17 protein-coding genes are annotated in these 17,982 nt (G+C 52.0%); 6 read left to right on the plus strand and 11 right to left on the minus strand.

The features are described 5' to 3' along the window. The first annotated feature begins 161 nt into the window (after positions 1-161). Positions 162-2,306: an ATP-dependent DNA helicase DinG gene (gene dinG / locus ACLD4F_RS13930; protein ID WP_001218637.1), complete on the plus strand. Its 2,145-nt coding sequence runs from the start codon at positions 162-164 to the stop codon at positions 2,304-2,306. 29 nt (positions 2,307-2,335) lie between these two features. Beyond that, complete coding sequence (ybiB, locus tag ACLD4F_RS13935; protein WP_079944587.1) at positions 2,336-3,310, plus strand: DNA-binding protein YbiB; 975 nt, start codon at positions 2,336-2,338, stop codon at positions 3,308-3,310. Between the two features lie 155 nt (positions 3,311-3,465). Here the strand turns inward: ybiB and ybiJ are convergent, their stop codons facing one another. Further along, entirely contained in the window at positions 3,466-3,726 is a 261-nt protein-coding gene (gene ybiJ, locus ACLD4F_RS13940; RefSeq protein WP_000849089.1) for a DUF1471 family protein YbiJ, read from the minus strand. A gap of 284 nt (positions 3,727-4,010) precedes the next feature. Then, complete coding sequence (locus tag ACLD4F_RS13945; RefSeq protein ID WP_000146332.1) at positions 4,011-4,277, minus strand: DksA/TraR family C4-type zinc finger protein; 267 nt, start codon at positions 4,275-4,277, stop codon at positions 4,011-4,013. A 204-nt stretch (positions 4,278-4,481) separates the two neighbouring features. Here ACLD4F_RS13945 and rlmF point away from each other — a divergent pair, with 204 nt between their 5' ends. Beyond that, entirely contained in the window at positions 4,482-5,408 is a 927-nt protein-coding gene (rlmF, locus tag ACLD4F_RS13950; protein WP_079972983.1) for a 23S rRNA (adenine(1618)-N(6))-methyltransferase RlmF, read from the plus strand. Here the strand turns inward: rlmF and ybiO are convergent. The 6 genes from ybiO to rhtA form a co-directional block, all read right to left on the minus strand. Further along, entirely contained in the window at positions 5,405-7,624 is a 2,220-nt protein-coding gene (ybiO, locus tag ACLD4F_RS13955) for a mechanosensitive channel protein (RefSeq protein WP_079972984.1), read from the minus strand. The two genes, rlmF and ybiO, sit on opposite strands and share 4 nt — an antisense overlap. A 118-nt stretch (positions 7,625-7,742) precedes the next feature. After that, positions 7,743-8,465, minus strand: coding sequence for a glutamine ABC transporter ATP-binding protein GlnQ (gene glnQ / locus ACLD4F_RS13960; protein ID WP_000569093.1), 723 nt, complete (start codon positions 8,463-8,465; stop codon positions 7,743-7,745). Further along, the gene (glnP, locus tag ACLD4F_RS13965) at positions 8,462-9,121 is read right to left on the minus strand and encodes a glutamine ABC transporter permease GlnP (protein WP_001159076.1); all 660 of its coding nucleotides are present in this window, start codon (positions 9,119-9,121) and stop codon (positions 8,462-8,464) included. The genes glnQ and glnP overlap by 4 nt, the downstream gene beginning before the upstream one ends. A 145-nt stretch (positions 9,122-9,266) precedes the next feature. Next, a complete protein-coding gene (gene glnH, locus ACLD4F_RS13970; RefSeq protein WP_000838671.1) occupies positions 9,267-10,013 on the minus strand; it encodes a glutamine ABC transporter substrate-binding protein GlnH in 747 nt (248 codons plus the stop codon). Between the two features lie 476 nt (positions 10,014-10,489). Then, a complete protein-coding gene (dps, locus tag ACLD4F_RS13975; protein WP_000100805.1) occupies positions 10,490-10,993 on the minus strand; it encodes a DNA starvation/stationary phase protection protein Dps in 504 nt (167 codons plus the stop codon). A 302-nt stretch (positions 10,994-11,295) separates the two neighbouring features. Next, positions 11,296-12,183: a threonine/homoserine exporter RhtA gene (gene rhtA, locus ACLD4F_RS13980; RefSeq protein WP_001119555.1), complete on the minus strand. Its 888-nt coding sequence runs from the start codon at positions 12,181-12,183 to the stop codon at positions 11,296-11,298. Positions 12,184-12,536: 353 nt separating this feature from the next. On the opposite strand from rhtA, the gene ompX reads away from it, so the two are divergent. Next, positions 12,537-13,052 (plus strand): outer membrane protein OmpX, encoded by a 516-nt coding sequence (gene ompX / locus ACLD4F_RS13985; protein WP_000716763.1) that lies wholly within the window; start codon positions 12,537-12,539, stop codon positions 13,050-13,052. Positions 13,053-13,115: 63 nt separating this feature from the next. Here ompX and ACLD4F_RS13990 read toward each other — a convergent pair whose 3' ends face one another. Both ACLD4F_RS13990 and mntS read right to left on the minus strand, forming a co-directional pair. Next, the gene (locus ACLD4F_RS13990) at positions 13,116-14,696 is read right to left on the minus strand and encodes a phosphoethanolamine transferase (RefSeq protein ID WP_001089327.1); all 1,581 of its coding nucleotides are present in this window, start codon (positions 14,694-14,696) and stop codon (positions 13,116-13,118) included. Between the two features lie 264 nt (positions 14,697-14,960). After that, a complete protein-coding gene (mntS, locus tag ACLD4F_RS13995) occupies positions 14,961-15,089 on the minus strand; it encodes a manganase accumulation protein MntS (protein ID WP_001001755.1) in 129 nt (42 codons plus the stop codon). Between the two features lie 185 nt (positions 15,090-15,274). On the opposite strand from mntS, the gene mntR reads away from it, so the two are divergent. Both mntR and ACLD4F_RS14005 read left to right on the plus strand, forming a co-directional pair. After that, entirely contained in the window at positions 15,275-15,748 is a 474-nt protein-coding gene (gene mntR, locus ACLD4F_RS14000; RefSeq protein ID WP_000533542.1) for a manganese-binding transcriptional regulator MntR, read from the plus strand. Next, the gene (locus tag ACLD4F_RS14005; RefSeq protein ID WP_001046521.1) at positions 15,745-16,857 is read left to right on the plus strand and encodes an anion transporter; all 1,113 of its coding nucleotides are present in this window, start codon (positions 15,745-15,747) and stop codon (positions 16,855-16,857) included. The genes mntR and ACLD4F_RS14005 overlap by 4 nt, the downstream gene beginning before the upstream one ends. 43 nt (positions 16,858-16,900) lie before the next feature. On the opposite strand, the gene ldtB is transcribed toward ACLD4F_RS14005, so the two are convergent. Next, positions 16,901-17,821, minus strand: coding sequence for a L,D-transpeptidase (ldtB, locus tag ACLD4F_RS14010; RefSeq protein WP_001056404.1), 921 nt, complete (start codon positions 17,819-17,821; stop codon positions 16,901-16,903). Positions 17,822-17,982 lie beyond the last annotated feature (161 nt).

The raw sequence follows: 17,982 nt of genomic DNA on the forward strand, positions 1-17,982 counted from the left end.
CGGACTATGCAAATACGTAGGCCGGATAAGGTGCTTGCACCGCCATCCGGCAAAATACACATCGCGTTGCGAGCCGCCTTCCAGAACCGGTAAAAAAGGTACTTCCCGCCCCTGAAATGTGACACAATAGTGGCTGTTTATACAGTACTTCAGGTTTTCTCATGGCATTGACCGCTGCGCTGAAAGCGCAAATCGCCGCCTGGTATAAGGCGCTTCAGGACCAGATCCCCGACTTTATTCCCCGTGCGCCGCAGCGGCAGATGATTGCTGACGTCGCCAGAACGCTGGCCGGGGAAGAAGGGAGACATCTGGCTATTGAAGCGCCGACCGGCGTCGGGAAAACCCTCTCCTATCTTATTCCCGGTATCGCCATTGCCCGGGAAGAGCAAAAAACACTGGTGGTCAGTACCGCTAACGTGGCGTTACAGGATCAGATCTTTAGCAAAGATTTGCCGCTGCTACGAAAAATCATCCCCGATCTGCGCTTTACCGCCGCCTTTGGCCGCGGGCGTTACGTGTGTCCGCGAAACCTGGCGGCGCTCGCCAGTAGCGAGCCTACGCAGCAGGATCTGCTCGCCTTTCTTGATGACGAACTGACGCCTAACAATCAGGAAGAGCAAAAGCGCTGCGCCAGGCTGAAAGGGGATCTTGACGGTTACAAATGGGATGGTCTGCGGGATCATACCGACATTGCTATTGACGACGATCTGTGGCGGCGATTAAGTACCGATAAAGCCAGTTGTCTGAACCGCAACTGTCACTATTACCGCGAATGTCCATTCTTTGTCGCCCGACGTGAAATACAGGAAGCGGAAGTCGTGGTGGCGAATCACGCGCTGGTAATGGCGGCGATGGAAAGTGAAGCCGTACTGCCGGAACCAAAGCATCTGCTGTTGGTACTGGATGAAGGTCATCATCTGCCCGATGTCGCTCGCGATGCGCTGGAGATGAGCGCGGAAATTACCGCCTCCTGGTATCGCTTGCAACTGGATCTGTTCAGCAAACTGGTGGCGACCTGCATGGAGCAATTTCGCCCTAAGACCACGCCGCCGTTAGCGAATCCTGAGCGACTTAACGCCCATTGCGAGGAGGTGTACGAACTGATCGCCTCGCTCAATGCCATTCTTAATCTGTATATGCCCGCAGCGCAGGAGGCGGAGCACCGTTTTGCAATGGGCGAGTTGCCTGATGAGGTCATGGAAATCTGCCAGCGACTGGCGAAGCTGACCGAGACGCTGCGTGGGCTGGCGGAGTCCTTTCTCAACGATCTCAGCGAAAAAACCGGGTCGCACGATATTGTGCGTTTGCATCGGGTGATTTTACAGATGAACCGGGCGCTGGGAATGTTCGAGGCGCAAAGTAAATTATGGCGGCTGGCTTCGATGGCGCAGTCTTCAGGCGCGCCGGTGTCCAAATGGGCGACGCGTGAAATACGCGAAGGGCAACTCCACGTCTGGTTCCATTGTGTCGGTATCCGCGTCAGCGAGCAGCTGGAAAGATTGTTATGGCGCAGCGTACCGCACATTATTGTCACCTCGGCGACATTGCGCTCGCTCAATAGCTTTTCGCGCCTGCAGGAAATGAGCGGCTTAAAAGAAAAAGCCGGCGACCGCTTTGTGGCGCTGGATTCGCCGTTTAATCATGTGGAACAGGGGAAACTGGTGATTCCTCAAATGCGCTACGAACCCACCATTGATAACGAAGAGCAGCATATTGCCGAAATGGCGGCCTATTTTCGTGAGCAACTGGAGAGCAAAAAACATCATGGTATGCTGGTACTGTTCGCCAGCGGGCGGGCGATGCAGCGTTTTCTGGAGCATGTCGCTGATGTGCGCTTACTCCTCCTGGTCCAGGGCGACCAGCCGCGTTACCGGCTGGTGGAGCTACACCGTAAACGGGTGGAGAGCGGCGAACGCAGCGTGCTGGTTGGGCTTCAGTCTTTTGCCGAAGGGCTGGATCTTAAAGGCGAGCTGCTGACGCAGGTCCATATCCATAAAATTGCCTTCCCGCCGATCGACAGCCCGGTCGTGATCACCGAAGGCGAATGGCTAAAAAGCCTGAATCGTTATCCGTTTGAGGTACAAAGCTTACCAAGCGCGTCTTTTAATTTAATTCAGCAGGTAGGGCGATTGATCCGTAGCCACGCCTGTCGGGGAGAAGTGGTCATTTATGATAAGCGGTTGTTGACCAAAAACTACGGACAGCGTTTACTGAATGCCTTACCTGTTTTTCCGATAGAGCAGCCTGCCGTGCCAGACGTTATAGTAAAACCAAAAGCAAAACCTGCACGCCGCCGACGGCGTTAATGCTGTGAGCACACTTCAAGGAGCTTTCAATGGATTATCGCAAGATCATCAAAGAGATCGGGCGAGGTAAAAATCACGCCCGCGATCTGGATCTGGATACCGCGCGCGGTTTGTATACCCGAATGCTGAATGGCGACGTCCCCGACCTGGAGATGGGCAGTATATTGATGGCGCTGCGTATTAAAGGCGAAGGCGAAGCCGAAATGCTGGGCTTTTATGAAGCCATGCAGAATCATACCATCAAACTGACACCGCCCGCAGATAGGCCGTTGCCGGTCGTTATTCCCAGCTATAACGGCGCGCGTAAACAGGCGAATTTAACGCCGTTGCTGGCTATCCTGCTGCATAAATTGGGCTTTCCAGTTGTAGTACACGGCGTCAGTGAAGATCCGACCCGCGTACTGACGGAAACAATATTTGAGCTGATGGGGATTGTGCCCACCCTACACGGCGGACAAGCGCAGGCCAAACTGGACGGGCACCAGCCGGTGTTTATCCCGGTGAGCGCGCTCTGCCCGCCGCTGGAAAAACAACTGGCGATGCGCTGGCGGATGGGCGTGCGCAACAGCGCGCATTCACTGGCCAAGCTGGCGACGCCATTTGCTGAGGATGCCGCGCTGCGTTTATCAAGCGTTTCTCACCCTGAATATGTCCCGCGTGTGGCGACCTTTTTTAGCCGCATCGGCGGGCGGGCTTTGCTGATGCATGGTACCGAAGGCGAAGTCTATGCCAACCCGCAACGCTGTCCGCAAATCAGCCTGATTGATAGCCGTGGCGTGCAGGTACTGCATGAGCGTCAGAGCGACACGCACGACGAGCCGCTTTCACTGCCTGCGACTAAAGATCCTGAAATCACCGCGCGCTGGATTGAGCGCTGCCTTGCCGGCCGCGAGCCGGTGCCGCAATCATTAAAAACGCAAATGGCCTGTTGTCTGGTTGCGACGGGAGAGGCGGCGACGTTAGAAGACGGGATTGCGCGCGTCGAACAGGCTTTTAGCGAATAAAAAAAGCCCGTCCAGTGACGGACGGGCAAATAAGGGTAACAAACAGGGTTAATGAGGGTTGGAGCAGTGGGTCTGTTGGCAAACAGACGAGGGTAATACCCGTCAGAATTCAAACAACAGCGATGTTACATTCTGAAATCTGGCGGGCAGGTAAATTATTTATAAATCACCGCAGTGCCGCTCATTTTGTCATTACCCACGGCGGAGGTGATGTTATAAGCGCTTGCGCCAGCAGCGGCGGCTTTTTCAGCCAGTTTAGCTTCCAGGCCATCCAGCGTGGTGGCGCCATCGGCAGACACTACGCCGATTTTATGCAGGTTTTGCGTCTGAGACGCGCTAACCGGTTCTGCGGCAAAAGCGCCAAAAGAAAGGGTGGAAAGCGCGATGGCTGCAACAGCATATTTAATGGTTTTCATGATTAATCTCTCGCAGGTTATTCTGTTTATAGGACGATGTTCCGTCGATGTGATGAGTATCACGGTTTTTTGCGAAAGATAAAATCGAATAGAATTGACGGCCTTGCTCAAAATTTTTGAATGACAAATAACCTATTGATTATTAATTAATTCAACAGTGGAATTTACCGTTCTTGTCATCTGGCTTTACAGAGTCGAGGTTAACGGCACATTCTGCGACGCAGAACGCTAAAAAGCATGAGCGTAAAGGAATGGATGATACTGGCGGTTTCGGTAAAGAAAAGTCAGCGTAACTGGCTGTCTTTTGAACCTCTGCGATTATATCCTGAAAATGTTGCGTTATGTAAATCTTTCTCCTGTTGGCAGGATATGCATAACCGAACGCCCGGTACGGCTTTACGCCGCGCTTCAGGGATAGGGTCGCCGCAAGATTCGCATTCATCGCGACTTTCGCCGTGAGGAAGTTCGCCGCGAGCGCGGGCAACGGCATCTTCAATGGTATTGTTGATTTGTTCATTCACTGCGTCGTCATTTGCCCAGCCGGATGCCATCACGCTCTCCTGATTTTAGGGTACCTGAGGTTAAGTGTAGCGCCGTCAGGTGAAAAAATCGCATCGCGCGATCTTTTCAGACCATGAGCAGAACCAATGTCATTCAGATATCCGATCAAACGAGCGAGGCAGGGAATTCGCGGTGGTATATTTACCCCGTGGCGTTATACGGGTATCTTACGCCGCTGCTAAAAGGAGAATGCCATGTCCGCCCAGAAACCGGGGTTACACCCGCGCAACCGCCATCAACACCGTTATGATCTCGCCGCACTGTGTCAGACCACGCCGGAATTGACGTCCTTTCTTATCCGCACGCCCGCCGGTGAACAGAGCGTTGATTTTGCTAATCCGCAAGCGGTAAAAGCGCTCAATAAGGCATTGCTGGCGCATTTTTATGCCGTCACACACTGGGACATTCCGCCAGGGTTTTTATGTCCGCCGGTGCCTGGTCGTGCGGATTATATCCATCATCTGGCGGATCTGCTTGGCGAAACGACAGGGAGTATTCCGGCGCAGGCAACTATTCTGGACGTGGGCGTGGGCGCCAATTGTATTTATCCGCTTATCGGCGTCCATGAATATGGCTGGCGATTTACCGGTAGTGAAGTCAGCGACGCAGCGATGTCCAGCGCGCAGGCTATCATTCAGGCTAATACGGGGTTAAGCCGCGCCATTCGTCTGCGTCGGCAAAAAGATCCGGCGGCCATTTTTACAGGTATCATTCATAAAAATGAATTTTATGACGCAACGCTTTGTAACCCGCCTTTTCACGACTCCGCCGCCGCAGCCCGCGCGGGCAGCGAGCGTAAGCGCCGCAATTTGGGGCAGAATAAAGATGATGCGCTGAACTTTGGCGGTCAACAGCAGGAGCTATGGTGTGAAGGCGGCGAAGTCGCCTTTATTAAAAAAATGATTGCTGAAAGCCAAACCTTCCGCCGTCAGGTGTTGTGGTTTACGACGTTGGTGTCGCGCGGCGAGAATTTACCGCCGCTTTACCGGGCGTTGACGGAGACTGGCGCGGTGAAAGTGGTGAAAAAAGAGATGGCCCAGGGGCAAAAGCAAAGCCGCTTTATTGCCTGGACCTTTATGGATGACGACCAGCGTCGCCGTTTTATCACCCGTAAACGCTAAATCGTCGGTTCGCGCGGCGGCAGTGAATCAGGCGACGGGCCGCCGGCGGGGGCGGGTAGAACCTGATACGTTTGCACCGGCGCGCGCACATTGGCCAGATCAAAATGCTTTTTCACCTGGCTATCAAGGGCAAAACGCACCGTCCACTGCTTGAGCGGTAGGGTGGTGAACGATACGCGTAAAGTAAACGCCGTGTTCGTTAAACCGACAATACCGGCGAACGTGGGTTCGCCGATAATCAGCCCGCGAATATCCTCCGTCTCCATCAGCGCCGTTACCGCGTCTTTCAGCGCCTGATTCGCTTTATCCGCATCCTCATGGCGATCCACGTCATAGTTGGCGACAACAGAGCCGATACCGCGCACAAAGTTGGCGAAAGTGGTGATCGAGGACCACGGGATAATATGGTATGCCCCGGTATCCTGCCGCACGCCGACGGAACGAATCGACATTCTTTCGACCGTCCCCGTCAGCGGGCCTATGGTGACTAAGTCGCCGGTATTCATCCCGTTTTCAAACTGAATAAAGACGCCGGTAATAATATCTTTCACCAGGGTTTGCGAACCGAAAGAGATAGCCAGACCTAACGCCCCCGCGCCAGCCAGCAATGGCGCGATATTGACGCCGATTTCCGATAACACGATCATGATGGTTATGGTACTGATAATCACTGCCAGCGCATTGCGGAACAGCGTCAGCAGCGTGCGCGTGCGGGCGCTGGGTAGCGGGCGACCATGAATATCAGAGGCCAGGCGATTCTCAATCAGACTGGCGAGAATCGTCCATCCCACGGCGGAGAAGAATAAGATTAACGCGATACGGATGAGGATATCGACCATCTTTTCCCCCGCGCCATAATGTAGCCAGTGCCAGAAATCGAATAATCCCCAGGCGTTGAGCAACAGCATGACGGCGACGCAGACGGTCAAAAAGCGTGCGACTTTTAGCGCCGAGGAGAGCCAGCCGTTAAGCCGCTTTTGTAATTCCGGGTAATTGCGCTGCGTATGGGGCGACAGGGTGATGGTTTTCGCTATCCAGCGGGTAAACATACCGGAGATAAACGCCGCGATGCCAATAATCGCCAGACTGCGCACGGTCGCGCCCATCATAAACTTCAGACTATTGCCTGGGTCGAATAACGAGAAGAAAAACAGCACGATAAAGTAGGCGCTGGCCAGCCAGTGCCACACCAGCGCAAAGGCGCGGATAAACAGGCTAAAAAAGGCTAATGATCGTTCCGCCAGACTTAATAAATGTTGCGTAATCTCCGCTTTGTTTTTAAAGATCAGGTACAGCGCCCAGATGGTGATGCAGAGCATGATCGCCACATTAGCCATCGCGCCAACCTGAACATTCACCTGGTTGGAAATAATCGGAACGGCAACAATCAGCCCGTAGCCAATCAAGCTGCTAAGGGAACTCATACGGCGATTCCAGTAACGCGCTGTCGCATCCTGAATCGCGAATGGGCGTAATTCCGGTACATTAGGGCAAAAAATAAGCCGCAGAATCGCTTTAAAGAACTCTATCAGCGCGAAGGCATTCAGGAACAGGCTTTGCTGAAAAGCGATAGTTCGACTTCCCGCATGGAAATTATCACTGAGCATCTGACCGATAAATAAGGTGAGCGCCAGTAGCAGCAGGTCGATAATAAACGCGCCGACGATCATCGCCGGGAGCTGTAACCAGTTGCTGCGTTCACGGTTTTTCTTGCGCGCCCACAGGCCCATTTTTCGATATAACGGCAGGGCGCAAAGCCGTATCACGCTATAAAAACCAAATACCGCGACGGCCAGAAATAAAAAGTGGGTTAACGCGTTGGTGAAGGTTTGAGAGTTAAACGGCTTGTGCGGCGCATCGGTGATGTTGCGATAAAGCTGGGCGAAACGGGTAGCGAAAGCATCGCCGTACTGACGGGTAACGGTGGTGACGTTCTCCAGTACCGTTTTCTCATCTTTGGCCGCAGGCGGCGCAAGCGCTGGTGCCGGCTCGGTCGGCGTGGTTGATGCTTCGCGGAGTTGCGCTATCAATTCGTTACGTGAAGCCTCGTTCTCCAGTACGTCAGCCAGGGCCGCATAGGCCGCTTTTTTTTGTTCAGGACTGGGCTCTGGCGCTGCTTGCTGGCTGGTTGATGTCCCCGTGGTCACGCCGGGTATGGCGACCGCATGGGCAGGCGTGCCCAGTAGACAAAAAAGGATGAACAGGGTCCACCGCATGACTCCTCCAGTGAGAAAAGAGACGCAAAACACTAAGTATAGATGGCGCAGGGGAGGGAAAATGAAATGGGACTATTCTATGATGCCCTCCCTGCCGCAGGGCAGGAAGGGCGATATCTCAGGAGACGTGCTGTAAAAATTCCTGTAAACGTGGGCTTGGCGGGTTTTCGATCAACGCCTGCGGGCTGCCATCTTCGGCAATACGGCCTTTATCGATGAAAATCAGCCGTGAGGCGACTTTTTCGGCAAAGCCGATTTCGTGAGTGACAATGACCATGGTCATGCCTTCTTCCGCCAGATCCTGCATGACTTTCAGCACTTCATGGCGCAGTTCAGGGTCCAGAGCGGAGGTTGGCTCGTCAAAGAGCATCATTTTCGGCTTCACGGCCAGCGCTCGGGCAATGGCGACGCGCTGTTGTTGACCGCCGGAAAGCTCGGAGGGGTAGTGGTGCGCCCGTTCCGCCAGTCCAACTTTCGCTAACAGAGCTTTCGCCTGCTTTTCCGCTTCTTCTTTCTTTACGCCGCGCACGCGCAGAGGACCGAACATCACGTTTTCGAGCGCGGTCAGATGCGGGAACAGATAAAACTGTTGAAACACCATGCCGGCTTCCTGGCGAATCAGCCGTTCGTCTACTTTAGGATCGTTGACTTTCAGACCATCGACAATCAGATCGCCGGAGGTGATCTCTTCCAGTTTATTGATACAGCGTAATAACGTGGATTTACCCGAACCGGAAGGGCCGATAATCACAACCACTTCGCCCTGACGGATGTTTAAATCAATGTTATGCAGCACCTGGGTGGGGCCAAAGTGCTTGGAGACGTTTTTAAATTCAATCACAGGATTTTCATCCTTCTTTCAAGACGACGCAAAATAAAGCTCAGCACCAGCGTAATGATCAAATAGAAGACGGCCACGGCGCTCCAGATTTCCAGGGCGCGAAAGTTACCGGCAATAATTTCCTGGCCCTGACGGGTCAGCTCGGCTACGCCGATAACAATAAACAACGAGGTGTCTTTGATGCTAATGATCCACTGATTGCCCAGCGGCGGCAGCATACGGCGCAGAGCAAGCGGTAAAATAACATGGCGGATGGTTTCCCGGCGAGAAAGGCCCAGCGCCAGACCCGCTTCGCGAAAACCTTTGTGAATGGATAGTACTGCGCCGCGAGTAATTTCCGCGATATAAGCGCCGGAGTTAATCATAATTGTCACGACCGCTGCGCTGAACGGATCAATACGCAAATCATTAAATGCCATCGGCAGGGCAAAGTAGATAAACATGACCTGGACAACGATGGGCGTGCCGCGAATAATTTCAATGAAAACCAGGGCGATGTGGTTGGCGAACCAGCCGCCAAACGTACGGGCAAAACCTGCCGCCAGTCCAATAACCAGGCCGCCAGCCAGACCGAGGACCGAGATCCACAGGGTCATTTTAGCGCCCTCAAGCAAAAGCGGAATGGCGGGCCAGATGGCGCTCCAGTCAAACTGCATATGTCGTTCCTGTTACCGTGGTGTAAATAGTCAAATGCTCTATCCGGCGCGGAAATGGCGTGAAAGTGTCTTATCCGTCACGGAAAAGAGCTGTAGGCCCGGTGAGCGTCCTCACTACCGGGCCACAAGCCAACATCAGGTCGTTTTATTTAGGTTCTGTACCGAACCATTTTTTGTAGATTTCGTTATAGGTGCCATTCTCACGCAGCGTTTTCAGCGCGCCGTTGACTTTCTCGCGCAGTTCATCGCTGCCTTTCGGGAAGGCAACTCCGTATTGCTGTGCTTCCAGCGATTCGCCTACCGCCTTGAACTGGCCGTTGCCTGCAGTTTTGATAAAGTACAGGATGTTCGGCGTATCGTGCAGAACGGCGTCTGCGCGGTTGGTGCCTAATTCCATGTACGCGTTATCAATGTTCGGGAACTGACGCAGGTCTTTGGTTTTGATATTCGCTTTCGCGTAATCCACCGACCCGGTTCCGCTCTTCACGGCCACGACTTTGCCATCGAGGTCTTTAACGCTTTTAATATCGTTATTGTTGGCTTTCACCATCACGAGCAGACCGCTTTTGTAATAGCCATCGGAAAAGTCGATCGCTTTTTTACGCTCGTCCGTAATCGTAATACCCGCCAGCGCCAGATCGATATTTTTGGTTTGTAATGCCGGAATAATGCCGCTGAAATCCATCGGTTTCAGGGTGTAGTCCAGCTTCAGTTCTTTCGCGATAGCGTCCCACAGATCAACATCAAAACCGACGTATTTGTCGCCCTGTTTAAATTCAAACGGAACGAACGCCGTATCGGTTGCCACAACGAGTTTCTTATCCGCGGCGTGCGAAGACACCGCAAAAGCCAGGGTAAGTGCAGCCAGTGAAACTTTTAATAGAGACTTCATAGCATTTCCTTTTCTATCCACGGGGCGATCCCCTGCGAGAACATGTAGCGTAATGAAAAAATCATGCCAATTATGTAACTCATTGTTTTAACAGAAGCGTGAATCATTCCTGTGCACAATAAGTCGGGCAAAACCAGTATGCCGCACCGTTTTGGGGCACTGATTTGGTGCATGAATAACAAAGTAGAGATACAGGGTCTATTTAGCGTAAAAATTGTTGTTAAAACAATCTTTAATTAACGATTGTGTGATGTAATTATTACAAATAATTCACTTTTATCGGAGGGGAGTACAAGACGTGTGCACTATTTAAGTGCAAAACCCCTGTGCCAGGCAGGGGTATAGGGATGACTTATATACCTGTGTACATCAAGTTGCAGGTGCGTTCGCTTCAGTTACCGACGGAAGTCAGGCTTCTGCGGATTCGCTGCGTTTGTACCTTCCTGCAACTCGAAGTATTCAGGGTAGAGATAGATTTATTCGATGTTGGATTCGATAAACCACAGGAATTTATCGAGGTCGCGTGATGCGGCGGTAAAGATATCGGCAGTGTCTTCATCTTTGGCTTCACCGATAGCTTTGCGAACATCATTAGCGACAACAGCGTAGCGATCGGCCAGTTCTTTTAAGTGATCCTGCACGTTATGGATGTCGAGCGGATAGCTTTTCAGTGGAGTTTTGCTGTTGATAACTTGCGTGGTGCCTAACGCCACACCGCCAAGCTGTACGGCGCGCTCGGCCATAGTATCCAGATGATCGGTCAGTGCGGTACGGAAGCCATCCAGCATCTCATGAACGGCAATAAAGTTAGCACCGCGCATGTTCCAGTGGGCCTGTTTCGTGATCAGCGACAGGTCAATGAACTGGATCACCTGACGATTAAGCAACTCAACCGTCGCTTTTTTATCGCTCTCTGATACATCGTTACGGGTATAAAGCAGATTAGACGCTTTTGTTTTTACCAGTTTAGCGGTACTCATAATCTCATATCCTCTTGATGTTTGTGTCCCAGGTAATTAGCGAAAATAAGTATAGCACCGGTTTTTAACTTTGCTTTTTTGAATTTACCTATCACTTTAATAGTACAGACAAGATTTAATATTTATTATGATTAAAAATCAATTAGTTAGACGAGTTTGCTGTTTGATGGGTAATAATTCTCATTTTAATGTAAAAAATGAGAAAAAATATGACAAAAAATGACGAAGTAATAGCGCGATAATAAAAGGTGAATAACGAGGTGATATTCTGCATGATTATGCACATCATGCAGAATAAGAAACTATTTTACGTCAACTTGTTTAATTTGCGGTTCGCGGCGAATCGTTAGGGTAGAACCCATTGAGGCGGCAATGATGGCGCACAGGGCCATGATTTGTATGCCCGTAAGCGTTTCGCCCAGAAAAATCATCCCGGAAACGGCGGCCAGCGCGGGTTCCATGCTCATCAGCGTACCGAAAGTGCGGGTTGGCAGACGCGTCAGCGCAATCATTTCCAGTGAATAAGGCAGCGCCGTAGAAAGCACAGCGACCGCTAACCCTAAGGGAAGAATCGACCAGTGCCATAGCGCGTCGCCAGCCTGAACTGCGCCAATCGGCACGAAAATGATGGCGGCAATCAGCGAGCCTACCGCCACCGTGGCCGGACCATGTTCCGCGCCTGCTCGCTGGCCGGTAAGAATATAGACAGCCCAACAGGCGCCAGCGCCGAGCGCTAACGCGGCCCCGGTAAGATCGACGTGAGACATATCTTGCCCTAATGGCAGCAGGAACCAGAGTCCAAGCACAGCCAGTACGACCCAAATAAAATCTACCGGCCGTCGGGATGAAAACAGCGCGACCGCCAGAGGACCGGTAAATTCCAGCGCGACCGCAATACCCAACGGCACCGTCTGAATCGACAGATAGAATAGATAGTTCATCCCGCCCAGCGACAGACCATAGAACAGTAAAGGCAGCCGCTGCTCTTTGGCAAAACGCAAACGCCAGGGTTTGAAAAAGGCGATAAGGATAAGCGTTCCCAACGCCAGACGAAGCGCCGTTACGCCCGGCGCGCCGACAAGAGGAAATAACGATTTCGCCAGTGAAGCGCCACTCTGAATAGAGGACATGGCAATGAGCAAAACCAAAATGGGCAACCAGACTGGTAGTTTACGTGTTGACCCCGGCATCCTTTCTCCTGTCAAAAAATGTCAGTACGAGTAGAGGTGGCAGTGTAATGGAAATTCCCCGTGGCGGTTGAGGATTCGTTGAAAAAAAATTTCCAGGATTCCATAAAATGAACTTAAATTGATGGATAAATAGACTGTTAGTTTAGGAATAATCTGGATGAATGTATCGCGTCGCACGCGCATTATTGGTGCAATCAGCCGGAAAAGTGATGTTAATTGAATAAGATAGCGCGATATGGAAACGTTCTGTTACATGAAAGGCGCCCTTAGACACCGTGAATCGCAAAGAGTTTCCCATTAATTTTTGATATATTTAAAACTTAGGACTTACTTGAAGCACATTTGAGGTGGTTATGAAAAAAATTGCATGTCTTTCAGCACTGGCCGCTGTTCTGGCTTTTTCCGCAGGTACTGCAGTAGCTGCTACTTCTACCGTTACCGGTGGTTACGCTCAGAGCGACGCGCAGGGCGTAGCGAATAAAATGAGCGGTTTCAACCTGAAGTATCGTTACGAGCAGGACGACAACCCGCTGGGCGTAATCGGTTCCTTCACCTACACCGAAAAAGATCGTACTAACGGTGCGGGCGATTACAACAAAGGTCAGTACTACGGCATCACTGCCGGCCCGGCTTACCGTCTGAACGATTGGGCGAGCATCTACGGTGTAGTCGGTGTGGGTTACGGTAAATTCCAGACGACCGATTACCCAACCTACAAGCATGACACCAGCGATTATGGCTTCTCCTATGGCGCTGGTCTGCAATTCAACCCGATGGAAAATGTTGCTCTGGACTTCTCTTACGAGCAGAGCCGTATTCGTAGCGTTGACGTTGGCACCTGGATTGCTGGTGTGGGTTACCGCTTCTAATCACGTCGGTGAAAATGAAAAATCCGCCTTTCGGGGCGGATTTTTTTTTGCCTGAAACATGCATTATTTTAGTGAAAAAATATCGCTGCCCAGATGGTTATAGTCCACTTTTTGTAATTTGAAATTGGTGATATAAACGGGCCCGGCTTTCTGCTCCGAAATAAATCGATAGCGATTTTTGATCTCTTTAGCGCTAATTCCTGTCCATTGCGAGAAAAAACTCAGGAAATCGTTCGCGGAACGGCGAGCTTTAATGATCCGATGCGCTTTACTGTCGCTGGATAGCACCATAAACGGCACCTGGAAGTTTTGCTGGAATTTGTCGTCATGCGCCAGGTACTGTACCGCTTTGCCGCGCTCTTTGAACGCCAGCCCGTGATCGGAGAAATAGACGAGCGAAAAACTGTCGCCGCTATGACGAAGCTGAGTATAGAGCTGACGGAGTAAATCATCGGTTTGCGTCATGGTGTATAAATAACAAGACGTCTCTTTCGACTGGACAAACGTCGCGTATTTTCCCTGAGTGCGGTCGCAGGCCTGGGGATGCGATCCCATTAAATGCAACACAATCAACTGCGGTTGCGTGCGTTCTGTCGCCAATACCTGCGCCGTCATGGTTAACAGCGCGTCGTCGCGAGTATTTTTATCCGCTTCAAAATCGCCGTTTTTCAGGAAATGCGCTTCATCGGCGCGTTTGGCGATACTGGCGATGGCCGTGTCGTATTCGCCGATTTGCCCCTGATTGGAAAACCACCATGTCTGAAAACCGGCGCGGTTAGCCAGCGTGACGAAGTTATCCTGATACTGCGGTTTGTTATCCACCACGCGATTGAGCGTTAAACCGAGCGATTTTTGCGTTGAGCCGCTGGCGGCGATGTAATCCATAAAGAAGTCGCCATTCACATGGCTGGCGAAGGGGGTATTATCCCAGTGGCCGCCGAAAGCGCCCATGGCATCCCGTCGCGCGCTTTCACCAATCACCACGACATAGATGTGATATCTGGGTTTCACCGCAGTAACCGTCCAGCTATCTTTTATGCCGGATAGCTGCGCCATACGGTGCTGCTCTTCAATGACTTCGTTGTTATTGACGATAACGTCTTTAGCGAAGCGAAAAACCGGATAGCCAGTATCAATAACCTTAAAAACGCCGCCCCACGCCAGATTTTGTACCGGCGCGACGAAAAATGCCGCGACGCTAATCAACAGGCACAGGCTGTCGAGGCTATTCCAGCGCGGCCTGACCTCTTCTTTTCGGCGGCGAAGCGCAATAATACCCAGCGCAAAAATAAAAAGTCCGGTCAGGTAGCTATACCACGGGAAGATGGTCAGGATTTCGCTCGACTCTTCCATATTGGTGGAGTGCAGCGCCAGCAGCGTATTAAAGTTCGGCGCGCCGTAAGCCTGGCCAAAGGGAAAATAGCAAGCGGCTACCAGCGAACAGATGCCGAGCAGCGCTTTTTGTCCGCGGGGCAGGTAGCGCCAGAGCAACAGCAACAGGCAGGTAAACGCCGCGGTATAAAGCAGGCTAAAGGGATAGCCGAGCGCGAGGTTAATCAGCAGCGACTGTAAAAAGTAGAGGCCCGCCCACGGGCTTACAGCCCGACGACGGGCGAGAAGTGAATCGATAAGGGTTGAATTCATATGCCACTATTGCAAAAACGCCATGTGCTAACCCTGGCGCGAAGGGTCATTACCTGCCTGATTATGCGTAAAAAAGGTATTGGGTTCGCAACGGCGAGTCGCAAAATATTCAGGGCTGCCAGAAGATAGAGCGTGCGGGTAAGAAGGTCAACCGCCGGAAAGAAAATGTTTTGCGAAGAGAATAGCAAAACCACAAAAAAACAGGGGAAATGGGCACCATTTCCGTTGAGGATGCAAAATAAAGCGGCATACCGCACCGCCGCCTTATTTCGTGGAAGGGTTATCCTGTTCCGGTTTGCCGTTGATCATATCGCACAACATAGAGAGCAGCATTAACCGGACTTTAAAGGGAGAGTGACTGAACACGCGTATACACCTCTTAAATTCGTTCATATAAACCTCCTGATGTTTCTATCCCATCGATCCGTGAGGGATGTCTGCATTACATACAGATATAGCACAGGCTATGTTTTATAGCTATTGCTAAAACGTTAATTTTTTGTGCCCGGACAACTCTGGTTTACAATGAGCGCTCTGTCAGCTGACGCGTTAACGCGTCACAGAAACGAGGAAGCAAAATGGGTCGTCGCGCAGGTACGCCAACAACAAAAAAAGTGACGCAATTGGTGAACGTAGAAGAACACGTTGAAGGATTTCGTCAGGTCAGAGAGGCGCATCGCCGTGAGTTGATAGACGATTACGTTGAGCTGATTTCCGATTTAATTATTGAGGTAGGGGAAGCGCGTCAGGTGGATATGGCGGCGCGGCTCGGCGTCTCCCAGCCGACTGTGGCCAAAATGCTTAAGCGCCTGGCATCGTTAGGATTTATTCAAATGATCCCCTGGCGCGGCGTTTTTCTGACGCCGGAAGGGGAGAAGCTGGCGCAGGAAAGCCGCGAGCGGCATCAAATTGTCGAAAATTTTTTACTGGTATTAGGCGTAAGCCCGGAAATCGCGCGTCGTGATGCGGAAGGGATGGAACACCATGTCAGCCAGGAGACATTGGATGCCTTTTTGGCCTTCACGCAACAGCATGGAACATCTGCAGAATGAATCTGGCCTTTTTACGGGCGCTGCGGCGTGACCGTTTTTTTCAGTTGTTGATCATTGTGGGGATGGCGTTAAGCCTGTTTGTTCCTTTTGCGCCCCGCGCCTGGCCTGGCGCGATTGACTGGCACACCATTATTACCCTCAGTGGGTTAATGTTGCTCACTAAAGGCGTTGAGCTGAGCGGCTATTTTGATGTGCTGGGACGCAAGATGACGCGCCGATTTCATACCGAGCGGCAACTGGCGATGTTCCTGGTGCTGGCTGCGGCGGCGCTGTCGACCTTTCTGACAAACGATGTCGCGCTGTTTATCGTTGTGCCGCTGACGATAACGTTGAAAAAACTGTGCGCGATTCCGGTCAACCGATTGATTATTTTTGAAGCGTTGGCGGTGAACGCCGGTTCGCTGCTGACGCCTGTCGGTAATCCGCAAAATATTCTGTTGTGGGGACGCTCCGGCTTAACCTTTGCTGAATTTAGCGGGCAAATGGCGCCGCTTGCCGTCATGATGATGCTGACGTTACTGCTCCTGTGCTGGTTTTGTTTTCCGGGTAGGGCGTTACAGTATCATACCGGTACGCGTTCGCCGCAGTGGCAGCCCCGTCTGGTGTGGAGTTGCCTGGCATTATATGTCGTTTTTCTTACCGCGCTGGAACTCAGGCAAGAGTTATGGGGACTGGTGTTGGTGGCTGCTGGGTTTATTGTGCTGGCGCGCAGGGTGATAGTCAGCGTGGACTGGACGCTGCTGCTGGTATTTATGGCGATGTTTATTGATGTCCATCTGCTAACGCAATTGCCGGCGTTGCAGGGCGTTTTCAACCAGGTTGGCGCACTGTCTCACCTGGGACTTTGGCTAACCGCTATCGGCCTGTCGCAGGTTATCAGTAATGTGCCCAGTACCATTCTCCTGCTGAACTATGTACCGGCCTCGACGCTGCTGGCGTGGGCGGTGAATATCGGCGGGTTTGGTCTGCTGCCGGGGTCGCTGGCAAATCTTATTGCTTTACGGATGGCGAACGATCGCCGAATCTGGTGGCGATTTCATTTCTATTCGCTGCCGATGCTGGCATGGGCGGCGCTGGTGGGATATGGATTATTGCAACTGATGCCGTAAGAGAAGCCCGATAGTATCTATCGGGCTTCGCAGGCAGAGTCTGTCAGTTCAGGCGAACCGGCATTCCGGAACGATCCTGAACCGCCTGTTGTACGACGGTCTGATCAACGTCAGGCTCGTTGGTGACGGCCAGGATGCTCTTATTAAGCGTGATCGGCACCGCTTCCTTACCTTCAAACTGCGCTTCCGTCGTTGACAGCGGGTTATGCACCTCAATGTAACGGCTACCGTCCGGCTCGGTGGTGGCTTTTACCGGTTCATCGATAAACTGCACGCGGGTACCGACCGGCACATTTTCAAACAGGAATTTGATATCGTCGTTGCGCAGACGTACGCAGCCGTGGCTCACGCGAAGCCCGATGCCGAAGTTGGCGTTGGTGCCGTGAATAGCATACAGGCGACCGATGTACAGCGCGTACAGACCCATCGGGTTATCCGGGCCCGCTGGCACGACCGCAGGCAGCGGCTCGCCGGCGGCGCGATATTCAGCGTGCATTTTTGCCGTAGGCGTCCAGGTCGGACCGGCTTTTTTACGTTCAACTTTGGTCGTCCAGTTGATAGGCGTGTCTTTACCTAACTGACCGATCCCAATCGGCAGGACGATAACGGTGTTTGTGCCTTTCGGGTAGTAATAGAGGCGCATTTCCGCGCTATTGATGATAATGCCTTCGTGTACGGTATCCGGCAGGATCAGCTGCTGCGGAATATTCAGCACGGTACCGCCCTTCGGCAGGAAGGTATCCACGCCCGGGTTGGCTTCCAGCATGTTAGAGAGCCCCATCTGATACTCCGCGGCAAAATACTCCAGCGGCTGGGTATTGCCCTCCGGAACGGTGATGACCTGATTTTGCCCAATTAAACGGCTACCATCGGTAGGCAGCGGGTAAGTGACTGCTGAGGCTGTTTTACAAAAACCAACTACAGCGAAAGCCGCCGCGAAAAGCGTTGTTAATTTCATATTCATGTTATGCGAGATTCTGTGCCAAGCAGGCTAGTAGGTTGAGAATTCTGTCATGTTGGGAGCGCATTATAGGTGCATTCCAGTAAACAGGGAATTCAGATGTGTACGAAATCACGTTTTTTTCCCCTTACGGTTCAGTGTAGCCCTTTGTACAGGGCGCGATC

Source organism: Salmonella sp. 741265050_HSA, from assembly GCF_046569445.1.
Taxonomy (GTDB): Bacteria; Pseudomonadota; Gammaproteobacteria; order Enterobacterales; family Enterobacteriaceae; genus Salmonella; species Salmonella enterica.

Excerpts from the sequence above, each read along its gene's own strand:
- dinG (WP_001218637.1), top strand. The coding sequence starts at position 162 with ATGGCATTGACCGCTGCGCTGAAAGCGCAAATCGCCGCCTGGTATAAG.
- ybiB (WP_079944587.1), top strand. The coding sequence starts at position 2,336 with ATGGATTATCGCAAGATCATCAAAGAGATCGGGCGAGGTAAAAATCAC.
- ybiJ (WP_000849089.1), bottom strand. The coding sequence starts at position 3,726 with ATGAAAACCATTAAATATGCTGTTGCAGCCATCGCGCTTTCCACCCTT.
- ACLD4F_RS13945 (WP_000146332.1), bottom strand. The coding sequence starts at position 4,277 with ATGGCATCCGGCTGGGCAAATGACGACGCAGTGAATGAACAAATCAAC.
- rlmF (WP_079972983.1), top strand. The coding sequence starts at position 4,482 with ATGTCCGCCCAGAAACCGGGGTTACACCCGCGCAACCGCCATCAACAC.
- ybiO (WP_079972984.1), bottom strand. The coding sequence starts at position 7,624 with ATGCGGTGGACCCTGTTCATCCTTTTTTGTCTACTGGGCACGCCTGCC.
- glnP (WP_001159076.1), bottom strand. The coding sequence starts at position 9,121 with ATGCAGTTTGACTGGAGCGCCATCTGGCCCGCCATTCCGCTTTTGCTT.
- glnH (WP_000838671.1), bottom strand. The coding sequence starts at position 10,013 with ATGAAGTCTCTATTAAAAGTTTCACTGGCTGCACTTACCCTGGCTTTT.
- dps (WP_000100805.1), bottom strand. The coding sequence starts at position 10,993 with ATGAGTACCGCTAAACTGGTAAAAACAAAAGCGTCTAATCTGCTTTAT.
- rhtA (WP_001119555.1), bottom strand. The coding sequence starts at position 12,183 with ATGCCGGGGTCAACACGTAAACTACCAGTCTGGTTGCCCATTTTGGTT.
- ompX (WP_000716763.1), top strand. The coding sequence starts at position 12,537 with ATGAAAAAAATTGCATGTCTTTCAGCACTGGCCGCTGTTCTGGCTTTT.
- ACLD4F_RS13990 (WP_001089327.1), bottom strand. The coding sequence starts at position 14,696 with ATGAATTCAACCCTTATCGATTCACTTCTCGCCCGTCGTCGGGCTGTA.
- mntS (WP_001001755.1), bottom strand. The coding sequence starts at position 15,089 with ATGAACGAATTTAAGAGGTGTATACGCGTGTTCAGTCACTCTCCCTTT.
- mntR (WP_000533542.1), top strand. The coding sequence starts at position 15,275 with ATGGGTCGTCGCGCAGGTACGCCAACAACAAAAAAAGTGACGCAATTG.
- ACLD4F_RS14005 (WP_001046521.1), top strand. The coding sequence starts at position 15,745 with ATGAATCTGGCCTTTTTACGGGCGCTGCGGCGTGACCGTTTTTTTCAG.
- ldtB (WP_001056404.1), bottom strand. The coding sequence starts at position 17,821 with ATGAATATGAAATTAACAACGCTTTTCGCGGCGGCTTTCGCTGTAGTT.